16 protein-coding genes and 1 tRNA gene are annotated in these 15,090 nt (G+C 62.8%); 7 read left to right on the forward strand and 10 right to left on the reverse strand.

All coding sequences use genetic code 11. The features are described from left to right. Window positions 1–83: 83 nt before the first annotated feature. Window positions 84–320 carry a hypothetical protein gene (locus ACR0J1_RS11900; RefSeq protein WP_480733027.1) on the forward strand — a complete coding sequence of 79 codons (237 nt, stop codon included), beginning with the start codon at window positions 84–86 and terminating at the stop codon, window positions 318–320. Between the two features lie 203 nt (window positions 321–523). Here ACR0J1_RS11900 and ACR0J1_RS11905 read toward each other — a convergent pair. Both ACR0J1_RS11905 and ACR0J1_RS11910 read right to left on the reverse strand, forming a co-directional pair. Further along, window positions 524–599 (reverse strand) — tRNA-Val (locus tag ACR0J1_RS11905). Between the two features lie 78 nt (window positions 600–677). Beyond that, window positions 678–1,931, reverse strand: a complete 1,254-nt coding sequence (locus ACR0J1_RS11910; RefSeq protein WP_480733028.1) for an aminotransferase class V-fold PLP-dependent enzyme — start codon at window positions 1,929–1,931, stop codon at window positions 678–680. Window positions 1,932–2,117: 186 nt separating this feature from the next. Here ACR0J1_RS11910 and modA point away from each other — a divergent pair, with 186 nt between their 5' ends. From modA to ACR0J1_RS11930, 4 genes are all read left to right on the forward strand, one after another. After that, complete coding sequence (modA, locus tag ACR0J1_RS11915; RefSeq protein WP_480733029.1) at window positions 2,118–2,870, forward strand: molybdate ABC transporter substrate-binding protein; 753 nt, start codon at window positions 2,118–2,120, stop codon at window positions 2,868–2,870. A 4-nt stretch (window positions 2,871–2,874) separates the two neighbouring features. Then, a complete protein-coding gene (gene modB, locus ACR0J1_RS11920; RefSeq protein ID WP_480733030.1) occupies window positions 2,875–3,567 on the forward strand; it encodes a molybdate ABC transporter permease subunit in 693 nt (230 codons plus the stop codon). After that, the gene (gene modC, locus ACR0J1_RS11925) at window positions 3,564–4,661 is read left to right on the forward strand and encodes a molybdenum ABC transporter ATP-binding protein (RefSeq protein WP_480733031.1); all 1,098 of its coding nucleotides are present in this window, start codon (window positions 3,564–3,566) and stop codon (window positions 4,659–4,661) included. The genes modB and modC overlap by 4 nt, the downstream gene beginning before the upstream one ends. Before the next feature lie 119 nt (window positions 4,662–4,780). Beyond that, a complete protein-coding gene (locus ACR0J1_RS11930; RefSeq protein WP_480733032.1) occupies window positions 4,781–5,188 on the forward strand; it encodes a hypothetical protein in 408 nt (135 codons plus the stop codon). Between the two features lie 3 nt (window positions 5,189–5,191). On the opposite strand, the gene hemF is transcribed toward ACR0J1_RS11930, so the two are convergent. From hemF to clpS, 4 genes are read right to left on the reverse strand one after another with little or no spacing between them, the layout of a single operon-like run. Next, complete coding sequence (gene hemF, locus ACR0J1_RS11935) at window positions 5,192–6,076, reverse strand: oxygen-dependent coproporphyrinogen oxidase (RefSeq protein WP_480733033.1); 885 nt, start codon at window positions 6,074–6,076, stop codon at window positions 5,192–5,194. A 5-nt stretch (window positions 6,077–6,081) separates the two neighbouring features. After that, entirely contained in the window at window positions 6,082–6,882 is an 801-nt protein-coding gene (locus ACR0J1_RS11940; RefSeq protein ID WP_480534661.1) for an SDR family NAD(P)-dependent oxidoreductase, read from the reverse strand. A 37-nt stretch (window positions 6,883–6,919) separates the two neighbouring features. Further along, a complete protein-coding gene (locus tag ACR0J1_RS11945) occupies window positions 6,920–7,882 on the reverse strand; it encodes a class I SAM-dependent methyltransferase (RefSeq protein WP_480733034.1) in 963 nt (320 codons plus the stop codon). Window positions 7,883–7,891: 9 nt separating this feature from the next. Continuing rightward, on the reverse strand, window positions 7,892–8,233 hold the full coding sequence (gene clpS / locus ACR0J1_RS11950) for an ATP-dependent Clp protease adapter ClpS (protein ID WP_480534657.1): 342 nt from the start codon (window positions 8,231–8,233) through the stop codon (window positions 7,892–7,894). Between the two features lie 94 nt (window positions 8,234–8,327). On the opposite strand from clpS, the gene ACR0J1_RS11955 reads away from it, so the two are divergent. Next, window positions 8,328–9,029 (forward strand): HAD family hydrolase, encoded by a 702-nt coding sequence (locus ACR0J1_RS11955; RefSeq protein WP_480733035.1) that lies wholly within the window; start codon window positions 8,328–8,330, stop codon window positions 9,027–9,029. Between the two features lie 281 nt (window positions 9,030–9,310). Further along, entirely contained in the window at window positions 9,311–10,684 is a 1,374-nt protein-coding gene (locus ACR0J1_RS11960) for a D-alanyl-D-alanine carboxypeptidase family protein (RefSeq protein ID WP_480733036.1), read from the forward strand. 68 nt (window positions 10,685–10,752) lie between these two features. On the opposite strand, the gene ACR0J1_RS11965 is transcribed toward ACR0J1_RS11960, so the two are convergent. The 4 genes from ACR0J1_RS11965 to ACR0J1_RS11980 form a co-directional block, all read right to left on the reverse strand. Beyond that, the gene (locus ACR0J1_RS11965; protein ID WP_480733037.1) at window positions 10,753–12,000 is read right to left on the reverse strand and encodes a hypothetical protein; all 1,248 of its coding nucleotides are present in this window, start codon (window positions 11,998–12,000) and stop codon (window positions 10,753–10,755) included. 119 nt (window positions 12,001–12,119) lie between these two features. Continuing rightward, the gene (locus tag ACR0J1_RS11970; RefSeq protein ID WP_480733038.1) at window positions 12,120–12,881 is read right to left on the reverse strand and encodes a LamB/YcsF family protein; all 762 of its coding nucleotides are present in this window, start codon (window positions 12,879–12,881) and stop codon (window positions 12,120–12,122) included. Between the two features lie 12 nt (window positions 12,882–12,893). Next, window positions 12,894–13,889, reverse strand: coding sequence for a 5-oxoprolinase subunit C family protein (locus tag ACR0J1_RS11975; protein ID WP_480733040.1), 996 nt, complete (start codon window positions 13,887–13,889; stop codon window positions 12,894–12,896). Continuing rightward, window positions 13,886–14,635, reverse strand: a complete 750-nt coding sequence (locus ACR0J1_RS11980; protein WP_480733041.1) for a 5-oxoprolinase subunit B family protein — start codon at window positions 14,633–14,635, stop codon at window positions 13,886–13,888. Before ACR0J1_RS11980 ends, ACR0J1_RS11975 begins: the two co-directional genes overlap by 4 nt. Window positions 14,636–15,090: the final 455 nt, after the last annotated feature.

Raw genomic sequence — 15,090 nt, forward strand, 5'->3', positions numbered from 1 at the left:
CTGACACATTGTTAACAAAACCTAATTTGGATAATGCGCCCGGCCTTCCCACATAGGGTTCAGGCAGACAGGGAGGGTTCGCAATGCCAGATGGTCAGAGCATTTTCACCGCCGGAGGTTACGCCGGCGACGATGCCATCAGTCGGGTCGGCAAGCTGACCATGACCTCGGCCATGCGCACGGCCGAGCTGGTCTTCGACATGCCTTGCGGCAGTGGTGCGGTGCGGATGTATCTGCCCGCAAACCTGTCCGCCGCGCAGCGGGCAGAGATGTTCGACCAGCTTGCCGCTATCGAGCGTGGCAAGGCGTGCGGATCATAGGGCCGCGGTGCCCTGTTCATCCTCATCGCCGACGCTGTCCTGACGAATGCGGGGCGGGTCTTTGCCAAGCCCGCAGGTTGGCCCTGACAATGCTCTGGGTCGTCCGACACGGTTTTGGGCTTTCGATTCCCCTACAATCATCCTCAAATAGTCTACAAGTTCTCGTTACAAGACCCTGAGAAAACTATTGAGAATGAAGGGGATGGTGGGTGATGAGAGACTCGAACTCCCGACATCTTCGGTGTAAACGAAGCGCTCTACCAACTGAGCTAATCACCCGTGAGGGGTCATGTAGCCAAGCCCGTGCGCAGGCGCAAGAGGGTGGGGCAGAATTTCTTGCGTTATCTCATGTCGCCCTCAGACACCCATGTCCTTGAGCGCGGCCAGTAGCTGAGCGACCTCATGTTCGGTGTTGTAATGGCACAGCGATATGCGGATGCAGTCGCTCAGGCCCAGCGGGTTCAGGACATTGCCGCTGTAGTGGTCCGCCTTGCGGGTGTGGGTGCGGATGCCCTGTTGGTTCAGGCGGGTCACCACGTCGGCGGAGGGCGTACCTTGCACGGTGATCGAGACCAGACCTTCGCGGGCGGGATTGTCGGCGCCAGCCAGAATGGTGATGTGGTCCATGTCGCGCAGGCCGGGCAGGTTGCCGGTGCCGTTGATCATGGCGTTGGTCAGGTGGGTCTCATAGGCATGGATTGCGCGGCCGGCGGCGCGGATGCGGTCACTGCGATCCGCCTCGTCCGAGACCTGCCCGCCCAGCCAGTCGAAATAGTTGATCACGTCAGACATGGTGGCGTAAGCGCCGGTGTCGCGGGTGCCGAATTCCCACCCTTCGATGGGGGCATCGATCAGTTGATCGTGGGGCAGGGCGGTGAAGCGGTCTGAAATCCAGGCGATGCCATATCCGTGGCGTGAGAACACTTTGTAGGGCGAGATCGCATAGCCATCGACGCCATAGCTGTCGATATCCATCTGACCGTGGGCGGCGTGCTGGATGCCGTCGACGATGATGAAACACTCGGGCGCGACCGCGCGGATGGCCTGCGCGATGGCGGCCACGTCCATGCCCATGCCGGTTACGGGTGAGGCGTGCAGGATCGTCGCCACCGCTGCATCCGGGGTTATGTGCTTTGCATAATCTTCGGCAGTCACCAGTCCGGTTGCGTCGTTGTGGGGCACGTTGATGTAATCCAGCCCGGCGATCCCGGCCCAGCGGCGGGCGGCGCTGCGGCTGGCGGGGTGCTCGATTGAACTTCCGATCACCTTGCCGCCCGCAGGCGCATTCACGCAGGCGGTGCGGATCATGCGGAACAGCAGCTCGGTGCCGCTTTCGCCGACGAAGAACTGCCCAGTCGGCGCGTTCATGAAGATCGACAGGTCCGCCTTGGCGCGGTTGATGATCTCGACCAGCGCGTGGCTGGCCGCGTTGTCTCGCCCCTGATTGTCCGGGATCGCCGCGAATTTGGCCGAGGTTTCGACCACCGAGTTCAATGTCAGCGCGCCGCCTGCATTTTCAAAGAAGATGCGCGGCCCTTGAAACGGGCAGGCGTCCACATGGGCAAAGCGCGCGCGGATTTCGTCGATAAGGCCGGGGGTCTGGTGCAACATGGGGCGGGTCCTGTCTGTGATCGGCTCAGCATCGGCCCGAAGCGGGGCGGGGATCAATCCCAATTGCGACACAATTGCGTGCCGTTGGGGTCGCATCGCCGGTCGGGCAGGCAAAGGGCCTTGCCTGCCCCGTGCCGCCTCCGATATGCCCAGAGGGATTGCAACCCTCTGAACCGGAGGCACAAGATGCGCTGTCTGATCGCAGCCCTGGCCTTTTGCACGCTGCTGGCCGTCCCGGTTCGGGCCGAGGGCGTTCTGGTCTTCGCGGCCTCCAGCCTCAAGACCGCGCTGGATGCGATCGCGCCCGGGTACGAGGCCGAGACCGGGCACAAGGTTACGGTATCATACGCGGCTTCGTCGGTGCTGGCGCGGCAGATACAGGCGGGGGCTCCGGCGGATCTGTTTATCTCGGCCAATGAGGATTGGATGGATGTGCTTGAGCAAGAGGGTCTGCTTGAGTCCGGTTCGCGCGTCGATCTTTTGGGCAACGGGCTGGTCCTGATTGGCGCGCCGGGCGCGCAACACGCCGAGGTCGGGTCGGGTTTCGATCTGACCACCCGGCTGGGCGACGGCTATCTGGCCATGGCGCTGGTGGATGCGGTGCCTGCGGGGATTTACGGCAAGGCGGCGCTGCAGGGGCTGGGTCTGTGGGATGATGTGCAGGGCCAGATCGCGCAGACGGACAACGTACGCGCGGCGCTGGCGCTGGTTGCGGCGGGCGCGGCCCCGTTGGGGATTGTCTACCGTTCGGACGCGCGGGCCGAGGATCGGGTGGCGGTGATCGGGGACATCCCGGCGGATCAGCATCCTCCGATCATTTATCCGGCATCTCTGACCGTATCTGCGAAGCCAGAGGCTCCGGCGTTTCTGGCCTATCTGCAATCGGACGGGGCGCGGGCGGAATTTCTGAGGCAGGGTTTCTCCCTGCCCGAAGGTTAAAGCGATGGGCTGGCTGGGACCGGCAGAAATAGAAGCCCTGCGCCTGTCGCTGCGTGTGTCCTTCTGGGCGACGCTGGTGACGCTGCCGTTTGGGATTTTCGTGGCCTATGCGCTGGCGCGCTGGCGGTTTCCAGGGCGGCAGGTGTTGAACGGTCTGGTGCATTTGCCGCTGATCCTGCCGCCGGTGGTGACCGGTTATCTGCTTCTTTTGACCTTCGGCATTCAGGGGCCGTTGGGCGGGCCGCTGGCCGAGTTGGGCATTGTCTTTGCCTTTCGCTGGACCGGCGCGGCGCTGGCTGCCGGGATCATGGCATTCCCTCTGATGGTGCGTGCCATCCGGCTGTCGATTGAGGCGGTGGACCCCAAGCTGGAACAGGCCGGGGCCACGCTGGGCGCCTCGCGCCTGATGGTTTTTGCAACCGTGACGCTGCCTATGATCCTGCCCGGGGTGATCGCAGGGGCCATTCTGGCCTTCGCCAAGGCGATGGGAGAGTTCGGGGCGACCATCACCTTTGTCTCGAACATCCCGGGCCAGACGCAGACGCTGCCTTCAGCCGTATACGCGTTTCTGCAAGTACCGGGCGGCGAGGCAGCGGCGACGCGTCTCGTGGTCATCTCGATCATCATCGCCATGGGCGCGCTTCTGCTGTCGGAATATGTGGGTCGCCGCGTGGCGGATCGGGTGGCAGGGTCATGAGCTTGTCTGTCCGCCTGCAACACCAGCTGCCTGGGATCGCGCTGGAATTGGATTTCGATGCGCCATCGGGTGTGACGGTCCTGTTCGGGCGCTCGGGCTCAGGCAAGACCACAGTGGTGAACGCGGTCGCGGGGCTGTTGCGACCCGAGGCTGGGCGCGTCGCGGTCGATGACTGGGTTCTGTTCGACACCGACCGGGGGGCATGGTTGCCGCCGCATCGGCGGCGTCTGGGCTATATCTTTCAGGAAGGCCGCCTGTTCCCGCATCTGACCGTACGCCAGAACCTGAACTATGGCCGCTGGTTCGCGCCGCGGGAGGCGCAGCGTGAAAAACCGGATCGGGTGATCGAGATGCTAGGCATCGGTCATCTGCTGGACCGCCGCCCTGCGATGCTGTCGGGGGGTGAAAAACAGCGCGTCGCTATTGGCCGCGCGCTGCTGGCCAGCCCGCGCCTTATTCTGGCGGATGAGCCCTTGGCGGCGCTGGACGATGCGCGCAAGGCCGAGATCCTGCCCTATTTCGAACGGCTGCGGGATGAGGTCTCGGTCCCGATCCTGTATGTGACCCATTCGGCAGCCGAGGTCGCGCGGCTGGCCACCTCGGTCGTGGCGCTGCAGGATGGGCGCGCCGTGCGCCATGGCCCGGCGTCCGAGGTGCTGGCCGACCCGTCAGTGGCCCCGGCGGGTATCCGGGCGGTGGGGGCGCTTCTGCAGGCGCGGGTCGTCCGCCATCACGATGACGGTTTGAGCGAGATCGACGCGAGCGGCACCCGCCTGTTCCTGCCGCGCCTGCCGCACCGGGTGGGCGACGCGCTGCGCATCCGCATCCCGGCACAGGATGTGATCCTGTCCAATCGCAAGCCCGAGGGTCTTTCGGCGCTGAACATCCTTGCGGGCACCGTCGAGGCGATCCGGTCAGGGGGGGGGCCGGGGGCCATCGTGTCTGTGCGTACCCCGGCAGGTGTGGTCCTGGCGCGGATGACGCGCCGCTCGGTCGCGGCGCTGGGGTTGCAGATCGGCGGCCCGTGCCATGCGGTGATCAAGACCGTGGCGCTGGCCCCGCAGGATGTGGGCGGGCGGGTCGACCTGCCCTGACGCCGCCCGGCCCCGCAGCATGGACGTTGCGTTGGGGCCGTTTATATTGTCATGTTAGGTCAATGGCCTGCCTCGGGCGTTGCCCGCCAGGGGATATGGCGCGTAAGAGGTGTATGGATATGCGATTTCTGAAACCAGCCTGCCTGTTCCTGATGGCTCTGACCCCTGTTGTGGTGCAGGCGGCGGGCTTTGGCGTCGGTTTGCGTCCCGGGTTCAAGACCACGGTGACACCTTTGCAGGACGGCACTTATGAGGTTTCGGCCAGCGGGACCTCGGCCCCCGTCGCCTATTGGTGCGGGATCGGAGACTACGCAATCCGCACCCTGCGGACCTCGGCCACGCAACGTATCTATATCTCGAAACCCTATGAGCGGGGGGTGCGGACCGTGCAGTTTTCGCTGACGCCGCCCGAGGGGGGCGATACGTCCGAGACCTATTCGGTCACGGTCAAGACTGTCGGGGCCAATATGACCGCCGCGACGGCGCAGGGGTATTGCTATGACAACCTGCTGGATTTCGGGTTCTGAGGCTCAGACCCATTTCGCCAGCGGCGGCAGGCTCATGAGCACCGCATCCGGGTCATGGCCGGTTTCCAGCCCGAATTTCGTGCCCCGGTCATAGACCAGATTGTATTCGGCATAGAGCCCGCGATGAACAAGCTGGGTGTTCTTGTCATCGTCCGAGAAGCCCTGCACCCGGCGCGTTTCGACCAGCGGCAGAAAGGCGGGCAGGAAGGCGCGGCCAATATCCTGCGTCAGGGCGAAATCCGCCTGCCAATCGCCGGTGCAGTAGTCATCCATGAAGATGCCGCCCACACCGCGCGCGCGTTTGCGGTGGGGGATATAGAAATACTCATCCGCCCAATCCTTGAGGCGCGGGTAGTGGCCCGGTCCGTGCGGGTCCAGATGGGCCTTTTGGGTGGCGTGGAAATGGGCGGTATCGGCGTCATATTCGATGCAGGGGTTCAGGTCAGAGCCGCCACCGAACCACCACGCATGAGGGGTCCAGAACATACGCGTGTTCATGTGGACCGCAGGCACGTGCGGGTTCTGCATATGTGCCACAAGACTGATGCCCGAGGCCCAGAAGCGTGGGTCATCCTTCATCCCCGGAATGCCCTTGCGCGCCGCCATCGCGGCCTGCGCGCGATCACCCAGCGTGCCGTAGACGGTCGAGACGTTGACGCCCACTTTCTCGAACACGCGGCCCCCGCGCATCACCGACATCAGCCCACCGCCCGCGTCCGAGACATCGTCGGATTGCCGCGTGGTTTCCTTGACCTCGAACCGGCCCGCTTTGGCGTCCGAGAAGGGTCCGGTATCGTGGCTGTCCTCCAGCGCTTCGAAGGCCGTGACGATTTCATCGCGCAACTGGCGAAACCAGGCGGAGGCGGTGGATTTTTCGGTGTCAAACATCGGGATCAATGCGCCGGGGCTGCGACGGGGTCCAGCAGGGTGCGGCCACCGTCGATGGTCAGGATCTGCCCGGTCATGAAACCCGCCGCGTCAGAGGCTAGGAATTGTGCGGTTTCGACCAGTTCGTTCGGGGCGGCGATGCGGGCCAGCGGCGTGTGTTTCTCGATATCGTCGCGGAAGTCGCGGTTTTCTTTCAGGGTGGATTGCAGCGAGGCGCTCATGACCGAGCCCAGAGCGATGGAATTTACGCGGATGCGGTTTGGGGCCAGCGCCACGGCCAACGACCGGGTCATCTGGTCCAGCGCGGCGGTCGACACGGAATAGGCCATCAGGTCGGGATGGGTGCGCCGGGCGGCAATCGACGACAGGTTGATGATCGAGCCCGCAGGGTGCTCATCGTTGTCCCCTGCCTGCTTGATGAACCGCTTGGCCACCACCTGGCTAAGCCGCAGCGCAGGCATCAGGTTCTGGTTCAACAGCGTGCGCACTGAATCATCGTCGGCGTCCAGCGGGTCCGAAGGGATCACCTGCCGCGCGCCGTTGATCAGGATATCAACCTGATCGAACGCATCCAGCGTCGCCGAAAGCAGGTTGGCAATCGTCAGCTTCTCGCGCAGGTCGCCCGCGAAATAGCGGATGTTGCTGTCGTCGGCCTGTTCGCCCAGTTCTTCGGCCAGACGTTTTTCGTCCATATCGGCGAACATGACGTTGGCGCCTGCGTCGGCAAAGTGCCGCCCGATGGCCAGCCCGATGCCGCTGGCGCCGCCGGTAACGATTGCGGTCTTGCCCGCGATGGAAAACGACATGCGAATCCTCCTGAGGTCTGGCGCAGGTTAGCGGGGGTTACGCCCGAGGGCGAGAGGCATGGAAGACCTTGAACCGGTTGTCCCCGGCGATCTCCTCGACGCGGGCGAAAGTCTCGGCCAACGTCGCCTCGTAGGGCAGATGGCGGTTGGCAACCATCCAGAGGCTGCCATTGCGGGTCAGATTGCGTGCAGCGCTGGCGATAAAGCCTTGACCCAGTGCCGGATCGGCGCTGCGGCTGGTGTGGAAGGGCGGGTTCATGACCACCATGTCCAGCGGCTCGGGCGCGGTCCATGTGGTGGCGTCGGCCCAGTGGAACTGCGCGCGCGGATCGGTGACATTGGTGCGGGCGCAGGTGAGGGCGGTGTGGTCGGCCTCGACCAGATGCAGGGTGTGCAGCTTGTCATGGGCTAGGTTGGCGGACAGAAATCCCCAGCCCGCGCCCAGATCGGCGATGCGGGTGCCGCGTTTGGCGGGCAGCGACTTCAGCAGCAGGGCTGAGGCCGGATCGACACCATCAGCGGAAAACACGCCCGGTGCGGTGCGGAAGCCGTCGACCATTTGGGCCTTGGGCGCGGCCCAGTCGGCAAAGGCCTCGGCGTTGGATTGGAACCAGAAAATCTTGCCATGCGCCTTCGAGATCGGCCCTTCGACCGCAACCCGTTTGCGGATGTCTTTCAGCAGGCTGTCGACGCCATCGGTTTTGGCCCCGTCTACCACGACCACGCCGCTGGCGCGGGTGCAAGCCTGATGCACCAGCGCCCGGGCCAGTGCCTTGGCGCGAGGCAGAAAGACGATGACATCCTGACAGGGCGCATCCGCTTCGGGCGTCGCGTCAAAACCTTGGGCGGCGAAATGATCATGAAACGGCTTGAACGGTTGCACCACCTGCGTCTCGTGCGGCAGGTCCGACAGGTCGTGATCAATTGTCGGGGCCAGCACGCTCAGCGGTTGCGACAGGCAAAGCCCGCTGTTCAAGGCAAGATCAAGGCGAGGAGACATAGCCGCGCGTTATTCTTCGCGTTCCATGGTGCATTGCAGCGGGTGCTGATGGCGGCGGGCGAAGTCCATCACCTGTCCGACCTTGGTCTCGGCAATTTCATGGCTGAAGACGCCAACCACCGCGACACCTTTCTTGTGCACGGTCAGCATGATCTCGAACGCCTGTGCGTGGGTCATGCCGAAAAAGCGTTCCAGCACATGCACCACAAACTCCATCGGCGTATAGTCGTCATTCAGCAGCAGCACCTTATAAAGCGGCGGGCGCTTGGTCTTGGGACGCGTTTGCAGCAGGACCGACGTGTCGTCGTCCTGATCGTCCTTGTCAGACATGATCCACTGGTGTTCACGCATTGCTGTATGAGAATCCGATTCATGCTTCGGGTTTGTTTGAGGGCTTATATAACGTCACCATGGCCAGAGAAAAGAGCAACGAGTCGGAATTGCGATGCAGGACAAACTGACCACAATCGGGTTCGATGCCGATGATACATTGTGGCATAACGAGCGGTTCTTTCAACTGACACAGGATCACTTTGCCGCGCTGCTGGCCGATCATGCCGAGCGGGATCATCTGATGGAACGCCTGTTGGTCGCTGAAAAGCGCAACATCCGGCACTATGGCTACGGGATCAAAGGCTTTACCTTGTCGATGATCGAAACCGCCATCGAAGTGACCGAGGACCGGGTTCCGGCGCAGGTGATCCGCCAGTTGATCGAAGCGGGGCAAGAGATGCTGGCCCATCCCATCGAATTGCTGCCCCACGCCCGCGAGGCGATTGAGGCGGTGGCCGCGACGCACCGGGTTCTGCTGATCACCAAGGGCGATCTGATTGATCAGGAGCGCAAGCTGGCGCAATCGGGGTTGGGAGAGCTGTTTGACGGGGTCGAGATCGTCTCGGAGAAAACCGCACAGACCTACAGCACGATTTTCACGCAGCACGGGGATGGCCCGGCGGCGTCGATGATGGTGGGCAATTCAATGCGTTCGGATGTGGTGGCCCCGATCCAGGCCGGGTGCTGGGGGGTGCATGTGCCCCATGGGCTGGTTTGGGAGATCGAGCAGGCCGAAGCGCCGGAGACGAATCCCCGGTTCCGCGAGTTGCGCGATCTGGGTGATCTGGCGGCGCTGGTGGGCGGGATTTCCTGACCTGTTGCCGTTTCGCCGCAGTTTCCCGAAAATCGAAGGTGTCGCCTGCCTGAATTTTGGCGCAATCGCTGGTATTGTGTGTGTCGCGTTTTAACCCACCAGATATAGGGTTGCGCGGGCGAGAAATATGATCCCCGGTCACGCAGCTTTCAGTTTCTTTAAGGGCGTCTCTGTGCTAGCCTGAACGATATTACAATAAGAATTGCTGACCGGGAAAACCCGGCGGCGCGAGGCAGACAGAGGCAAAGATCGTGCAGATTCGGCGGACAGTTCCGGCCCGAATGGGCTTATTCCTTATAGCATTTCTGTGGTTGCTTTCTTTTGCACCACTTCCCGGCATCGCGGCCCCCTATGCGGCCATGGTGATCGACGCGCGCACCGGTGAGGTGCTGCATTCGCGCAATGCGGATTCGCGGCTGCACCCGGCCTCGCTGACCAAGATGATGACGCTGTATATCGCGTTTGAGGCGGTCCGGAATGGTGAGATCACGCTGGACACGCAGGTCCGCATCACCAAGGCAGCCGCGGCCGAGCCGCCCTCGAAACTGGGTCTTCGGGCGGGACAGACAATTGCATTCCGCTATCTGATCCGCGCAGCGGCTGTGAAGTCGGCCAATGACGCGGCTACGGCCATCGGCATCACGCTCAGCGGGTCCGAGGCGGCATTCGCGCGCCGCATGACCCGCACCGCCAAGGCGATGGGGATGAGCCGCACCACCTTCAAGAATGCCCATGGCCTGACCGAGTCGGGCCACCTGTCGACCGCGCGCGACATGACCACGCTGGGCCGTCATCTGCTGTATGATTACCCGCAATACTACAACCTGTTCTCGCGCCAATCGACTCATGCCGGGATCAAGACGGTGCCCAACACCAACCGCCGTCTGCTGGCCGCCTATCGCGGCGCGGACGGGATCAAGACAGGGTATACCCGCGCGGCTGGTTTCAACCTTGTGGCCTCGGCCAAGCGCAAGGATGAACGCATCATCGCCACCGTCTTTGGCGGCAAATCGGGTGCCTCGCGCAATGCGCGCGTTGCTGAACTGCTGGATATGGGTTTCCGCCGTGCCCCCTCGCGTGCGCCGATCCGTAAACCAGCACGGCCAGCCTATGCAGGGAATACCGGCATCGGCGGGACCGTTCAGGTCGCGCAAGCTGGTCCGCCCAAGTCCAGCCTGCGCCCGGTGCTGCGTCCCGCCCCGGCAGTACAGGTTGCCGGTTCGGTGGCAGATACCGCCGAGAAGAACGGCGCGCGGATCAAGGACGGCATCGCCGCAGCCATCGCCGCGGCGGATATTGCACCTTCCGATGCAACCCGCCCCGAAGCGCGGCCCGACGAGGTTGTTCTGGCCTCGGCCCAACCTGCTCCGCAGCCCGAACCCGAGCCCGAGGTTGTCACCCGCCTGTCCACATCCGGCGGGCATCTGTGGGGCGTGAATGTGGGTCGCTATACCACGCGATACGAGGCCGAAAAGATTCTGTTGAAAACCGCCCTGTCGGAAATGACGACGCTGGAAGGCACGCTGCGCAAAGTGAACCAGAGCGCGCGCGGCTTTGATGCGACATTTCAGGGCATGACCCGCGAACAGGCCGATCTGGCCTGCCGCAGGCTGCAGGCGCGGAATGTCACCTGTTTCATGATCGGGCCGTCATAAGACCCGGCATATTCTCTCCTGGATGGGCCTGGGCTGCGATACTCTCGCAGCCCATTTTTTATGTCTGATCAGTCGAACACATGACCATGCTGGTATTGCTCATCCTGCCCGGCAGCAGCGGTCAGGGCGGCGACATTGTCCTTGGTGAAGAAGCCGTCATAGTGGTGACACCGCTCGATATACTCGGTGATTAGCAGCGTATGTTTCGAGTGTTTCGAGAAGATCTGTTTCAGGTTCGGATCGTCTTTGCACTCGCCCACGACATGCGCGAGGAACGGCACGCCTTTGTCCTTGAGTGTATTGACCACGAAATCGACGTTCTTCTCACCTGCTCCATGATCGCCGTCCTGAATCTCAACCGCCATATGATGCAGGCGGCGCCCGAAATTGCGCACGAAATCCTCGGTGGGCATCGGCAGCTTGGCGAAGGAATTCACGAACGAGGGCGTGTTGTTCGCCGTGAACACCTTGGCAGGCGATTTCTTGTCGTCATCCACATTCGCGTTGCGGTTCACGTTGGTCGACGAATTCATGTCGAAGATGTTGTACGCCCCCCAGAAGTAATAGGGCACCATGGTCAGAAATTCGAGGATCGCGTCCTCGCGTTCCCCCGCCAGCACGCGGGTTGCCAGATGGTCGATGCCCAGCATCAGCGGCGCAATCTTGCTGTCTGCGCCAAAGGCGGCGGCCTGATCGAGCCGGGCTTGCTCGGCATCGCTTAGCAGCACCCGGTCGCCCAGACCCAGACTGTCGGTGTCGTTGAAATCATGCGTGGAATAGCCAACGCGATTGCAGGTGAAATCCGACGGAGTGGTGAAGCGGAATCCCTCCAGCGTATAGAACGGGTTTTCGGTGTCCCCAGAATATTCGAACCGAATATTCTGATCCTCCAGTGCCCCGGTCAGCGCCTTCAGATCGGAGGCCCCGTAAATCTCGCCCACATAGCGCGTCTGCGGTGTACTGCGCGCCAGCGGGTACATGCGGTTGATGCGGGGGATGAAATCCTCGAACGCGGGGCTGAGCGGGGCCATCACGATCAGCGCCGGGTAGTCGGGATGCGAATGCAGGACTGAGAACTTGTGCGTCCGCCCCAGATAGCTGGCCGTGTGGCGGTAGGGCGTCATCACATATAGCTCGACCAGCGTGTCAAACAGCGAGCCGGGTTCGACCTGGATGACAATCGCGCGCATCGCACCGACCTGATCGGCGATGCCTGAACTGGTGCGGCGCTCGTAAATCCTCGGCAGGTATTCGGTGAAAAAGTCCGAGTTCTTCTTGTCGCCCCGGGGTTCATAGGACATCAGGTCGAATGACATTGGCTCATCTCCATGCGCAGATTTGTGGCAGTCAGAACATGCACTTGGCCCCATGCTAGGCGCTTGGGCCTGCCCGGGCAACACCCCGGACATGGGGCGCGCAGGTTAGGCCCGGATGATCAGCGGATGAATTTGGTGACCTCGACACCGCCGTCGATCAGGTTTTCGCGCACGGACCGGGCGATCTGAACCGCCGTGGGGCCGTCGCCGTGCAGGCAGATCGTGTCGATCGAGGTCTCCAACCGCTTGCCGGATTCAGTGATGATAGCGCCTTCTTTGACCATGTTCAGGATACGCGGACCCGCCAGCGCCGGGTCATGGATCACCGCGCCGGGCAGGGACCGGTCCACCAGAGTGCCGTCGTCGTTATAAGCGCGGTCGGCAAAGATCTCGCCCACCCAATTGCAGCCCAGCTCGCGCACCGCCTCTTCCTGTTTGGTGACGGCGAGCACCATGATGATGATGTCCGGGTCCACGTCCAATGCACCCTGATAACAGGCCCGCGCCATGTCGATATCGACCGAACACATATTGGCCAGCGCCCCGTGCAGCTTCAGGTGACGTACTTCGGTGCCGACCGCCTTAGCCATGCCCATCGCCGCGCCCAATTGGTAACGCACCAGATTGCGCAAGCTGTCATGGGGCACCTTCATATTGCGTCGCCCAAACCCCTGCAGATCGGGAAACCCGGGATGCGCGCCGATCCCCACACCGTTTTCAGCCGCCAGAGCCATGGTCTGCGCCATCACATCCGGGTCACCCGCATGAAAGCCGCAGGCGATATTGGCCGAGGTGATGATCTTTAGCAGGCTTGCATCATCGCCCATCTTCCACGGGCCAAAGCTTTCGCCCATATCGGCGTTCAGATCGACGTGAGGCATGGGCGTAACTCCTTATTCGGTGGCAGAGATCATTCCGCTGATCAATTGGTAGGACAGAAGGTCGGGGATGTCATGGGGGTCGCGAACCAGAGGCTCGACGCGGCCCGGCAGACGCGCGAGTTCGGCGTCAAACGCAGCCTGCAAAGCGATGGCTTGGTCCAGCGAGACGAACTGAAACCGCACCTGCCCGCCCGCGGGCGTCTGCGCCGCGCGGGGCAGGTCGCAGGGCAGGACGGTTGCGATGCGGGGATAGCCCCCGGTGGTCTGGCATTCGGGAAGCAGGATGAAGGGCGCGCCGGTGCCGGTCATCTGGATATCACCGGGGGTGATAACCTCGGACAGGATGTTGAGCTGACCCTTTGCGGCAAACCCCTCGCCTTTGCTTTCCAACTGCATCCCCATCCGGTTGGCCCGCGCGCCGCGTCGGAAATCGGTGTCCGTGAAACGTGTCAGCGTTTCGTCATCAAACAATGACGTCTGAAAACTGGCCACCATCCGCAGCAGCCCGCCCGAGAACCGGTCGTCTGCCCGCAACTTCAGGCCCGTTTTGCCGGTTCCGACCGCGGGCAAGGTATCCCCTACCTGCACCGCGCGCCCGATTCTGGCGGTTAGATGTGCCGAACGGGAGCCCAGCACCATCTCGGCCTCAATCCCGCCGCCCAGATGCAGATACCCATAGCCGCCCTGCAGCACCGATCCAATCTCCAGCCGCTGCCCGGCCTCCATCTGATGCGAGGCGTTCCACATCACGGGGCTGCCATCGATGCTGGCCTGCATCCGCGCGCCCGTCAGCGCTATGGCTGTCGGGGCGGTCGCCTCGAAGGTACCGCCCATCCCCGCCATTTCCAGTGCAGCGCAATCCGGGCTCTGCCCCAGCAACGCCGCCCCTTCGTGCAAGGCCAGAACATCCGTCGCCCCCGAGCGCGACAGCCCCTGAGCCAGATACCCGGTGCGCCCGTGATCCTGAATAGTGCAGGCCGGGCCGATGCGGTGGACGATCAGGGTCATGACGCGATCTCCTCACAACGCGCGCCGCCGGTGCCATCGGTGCAGGTTGCTCGGATCTCGTCCAGCGCATTGCGCGAGACGGGGATGAACTGCATCTCATCCCCGGGGTTGAGCGCAAAGCTCTGCTCCATATCGGGCCGAAAGCAGCGAAATGCGGTCTGGCCCACATGCCGCCACCCGGTCGGCGTTGGCCCCGAGAACAGCACGAATTGCGAGATCGCTAGCACCAGAGCCCCCTCGGGCACCATCGGCGTCAGTTCCTTGAGGCGCGGAATGTTAAACTCAGGGCCCAAAGGGCCAAGATAGGGCTGCCCCGGCGCAAAGCCGATGGTCAGAACCCGCACTCGCGTCTGGCTCAGCCGTTCGATGGCCTGCGCAGGTGTAAGCCCGGCGGCGGCTGCGGCGTCCTCAAGCTGCGGCGCAAGATCGGTGCCGTAAACCGTCGGCACCCGCCAGAACCGCCGCCCGGCGGGCAGGGGCGCGTTGTACCAGTCGCGACTGTCCAGCAGCTGGGTAATCCGGGCCTCGGCTTCGGCATGAGGCAGCCTGAGCGGATCGAACCTCATATAAGCCGACGCCAGCGAGGCCGAGGTCTCAAGCACACCGTCCATCTGCAGTTCCTCAACCGCGCCCCGAAAGGCCAGTGCCGCGCGGTTCGAGGGTTCGGTCATGGTGTCGGCAAACGTGATCAGCAGGCCATCAAGACCGACAGGGCGCATCAGGGGAAAGGGATCGGCTTGGGTCATCATCGTTCCGCGTCGGAGGCTTTGTGCGACCTGAACGTATCCGGCGGCGATGCGCAAGACTTTGAAGTGGTCTCACCCGCCGCAGAATCGCGGGTTTTCCCTCGCGCAGTGTGAATCGCCCGCCCCGATCCGAGTCGGCGCTGTTGTGGGCGCGCCATGTTACCTTACTATATCTGGTGTTGGCGCCGTATCGGGCCGGGGGTATTGGTATGTTCCTGCATATGGAGCGCCCCAGAGGTGGGGTCTATTGTGGCGGATGGTCCGGGTTAGATGTTTGATAAATATAGGTAAAATCGTGATCGGCAAAAAAATTGCACATTTTGTGTTTTTCTTCTTGCGGAGGCAGACAGTAAACCTTAGAACGCCCTTCACCGGCGCAGCTGAGGTTGTTGTTGGGACGCTGGAGACGGCGGGGACGGACCGGAGAGACGGTTGAGACGCATCGGAGAGACGGT

The organism is Ruegeria sp. CJ3, from assembly GCF_056536725.1.

Coding starts and splice junctions, on each gene's coding strand:
- ACR0J1_RS11900 (WP_480733027.1), top strand. CDS start 84: ATGCCAGATGGTCAGAGCATTTTCACCGCCGGAGGTTACGCCGGCGAC.
- ACR0J1_RS11910 (WP_480733028.1), bottom strand. CDS start 1,931: ATGTTGCACCAGACCCCCGGCCTTATCGACGAAATCCGCGCGCGCTTT.
- modA (WP_480733029.1), top strand. CDS start 2,118: ATGCGCTGTCTGATCGCAGCCCTGGCCTTTTGCACGCTGCTGGCCGTC.
- modB (WP_480733030.1), top strand. CDS start 2,875: ATGGGCTGGCTGGGACCGGCAGAAATAGAAGCCCTGCGCCTGTCGCTG.
- modC (WP_480733031.1), top strand. CDS start 3,564: ATGAGCTTGTCTGTCCGCCTGCAACACCAGCTGCCTGGGATCGCGCTG.
- ACR0J1_RS11930 (WP_480733032.1), top strand. CDS start 4,781: ATGCGATTTCTGAAACCAGCCTGCCTGTTCCTGATGGCTCTGACCCCT.
- hemF (WP_480733033.1), bottom strand. CDS start 6,076: ATGTTTGACACCGAAAAATCCACCGCCTCCGCCTGGTTTCGCCAGTTG.
- ACR0J1_RS11940 (WP_480534661.1), bottom strand. CDS start 6,882: ATGTCGTTTTCCATCGCGGGCAAGACCGCAATCGTTACCGGCGGCGCC.
- ACR0J1_RS11945 (WP_480733034.1), bottom strand. CDS start 7,882: ATGTCTCCTCGCCTTGATCTTGCCTTGAACAGCGGGCTTTGCCTGTCG.
- clpS (WP_480534657.1), bottom strand. CDS start 8,233: ATGCGTGAACACCAGTGGATCATGTCTGACAAGGACGATCAGGACGAC.
- ACR0J1_RS11955 (WP_480733035.1), top strand. CDS start 8,328: ATGCAGGACAAACTGACCACAATCGGGTTCGATGCCGATGATACATTG.
- ACR0J1_RS11960 (WP_480733036.1), top strand. CDS start 9,311: ATGGGCTTATTCCTTATAGCATTTCTGTGGTTGCTTTCTTTTGCACCA.
- ACR0J1_RS11965 (WP_480733037.1), bottom strand. CDS start 12,000: ATGTCATTCGACCTGATGTCCTATGAACCCCGGGGCGACAAGAAGAAC.
- ACR0J1_RS11970 (WP_480733038.1), bottom strand. CDS start 12,881: ATGCCTCACGTCGATCTGAACGCCGATATGGGCGAAAGCTTTGGCCCG.
- ACR0J1_RS11975 (WP_480733040.1), bottom strand. CDS start 13,889: ATGACCCTGATCGTCCACCGCATCGGCCCGGCCTGCACTATTCAGGAT.
- ACR0J1_RS11980 (WP_480733041.1), bottom strand. CDS start 14,635: ATGACCCAAGCCGATCCCTTTCCCCTGATGCGCCCTGTCGGTCTTGAT.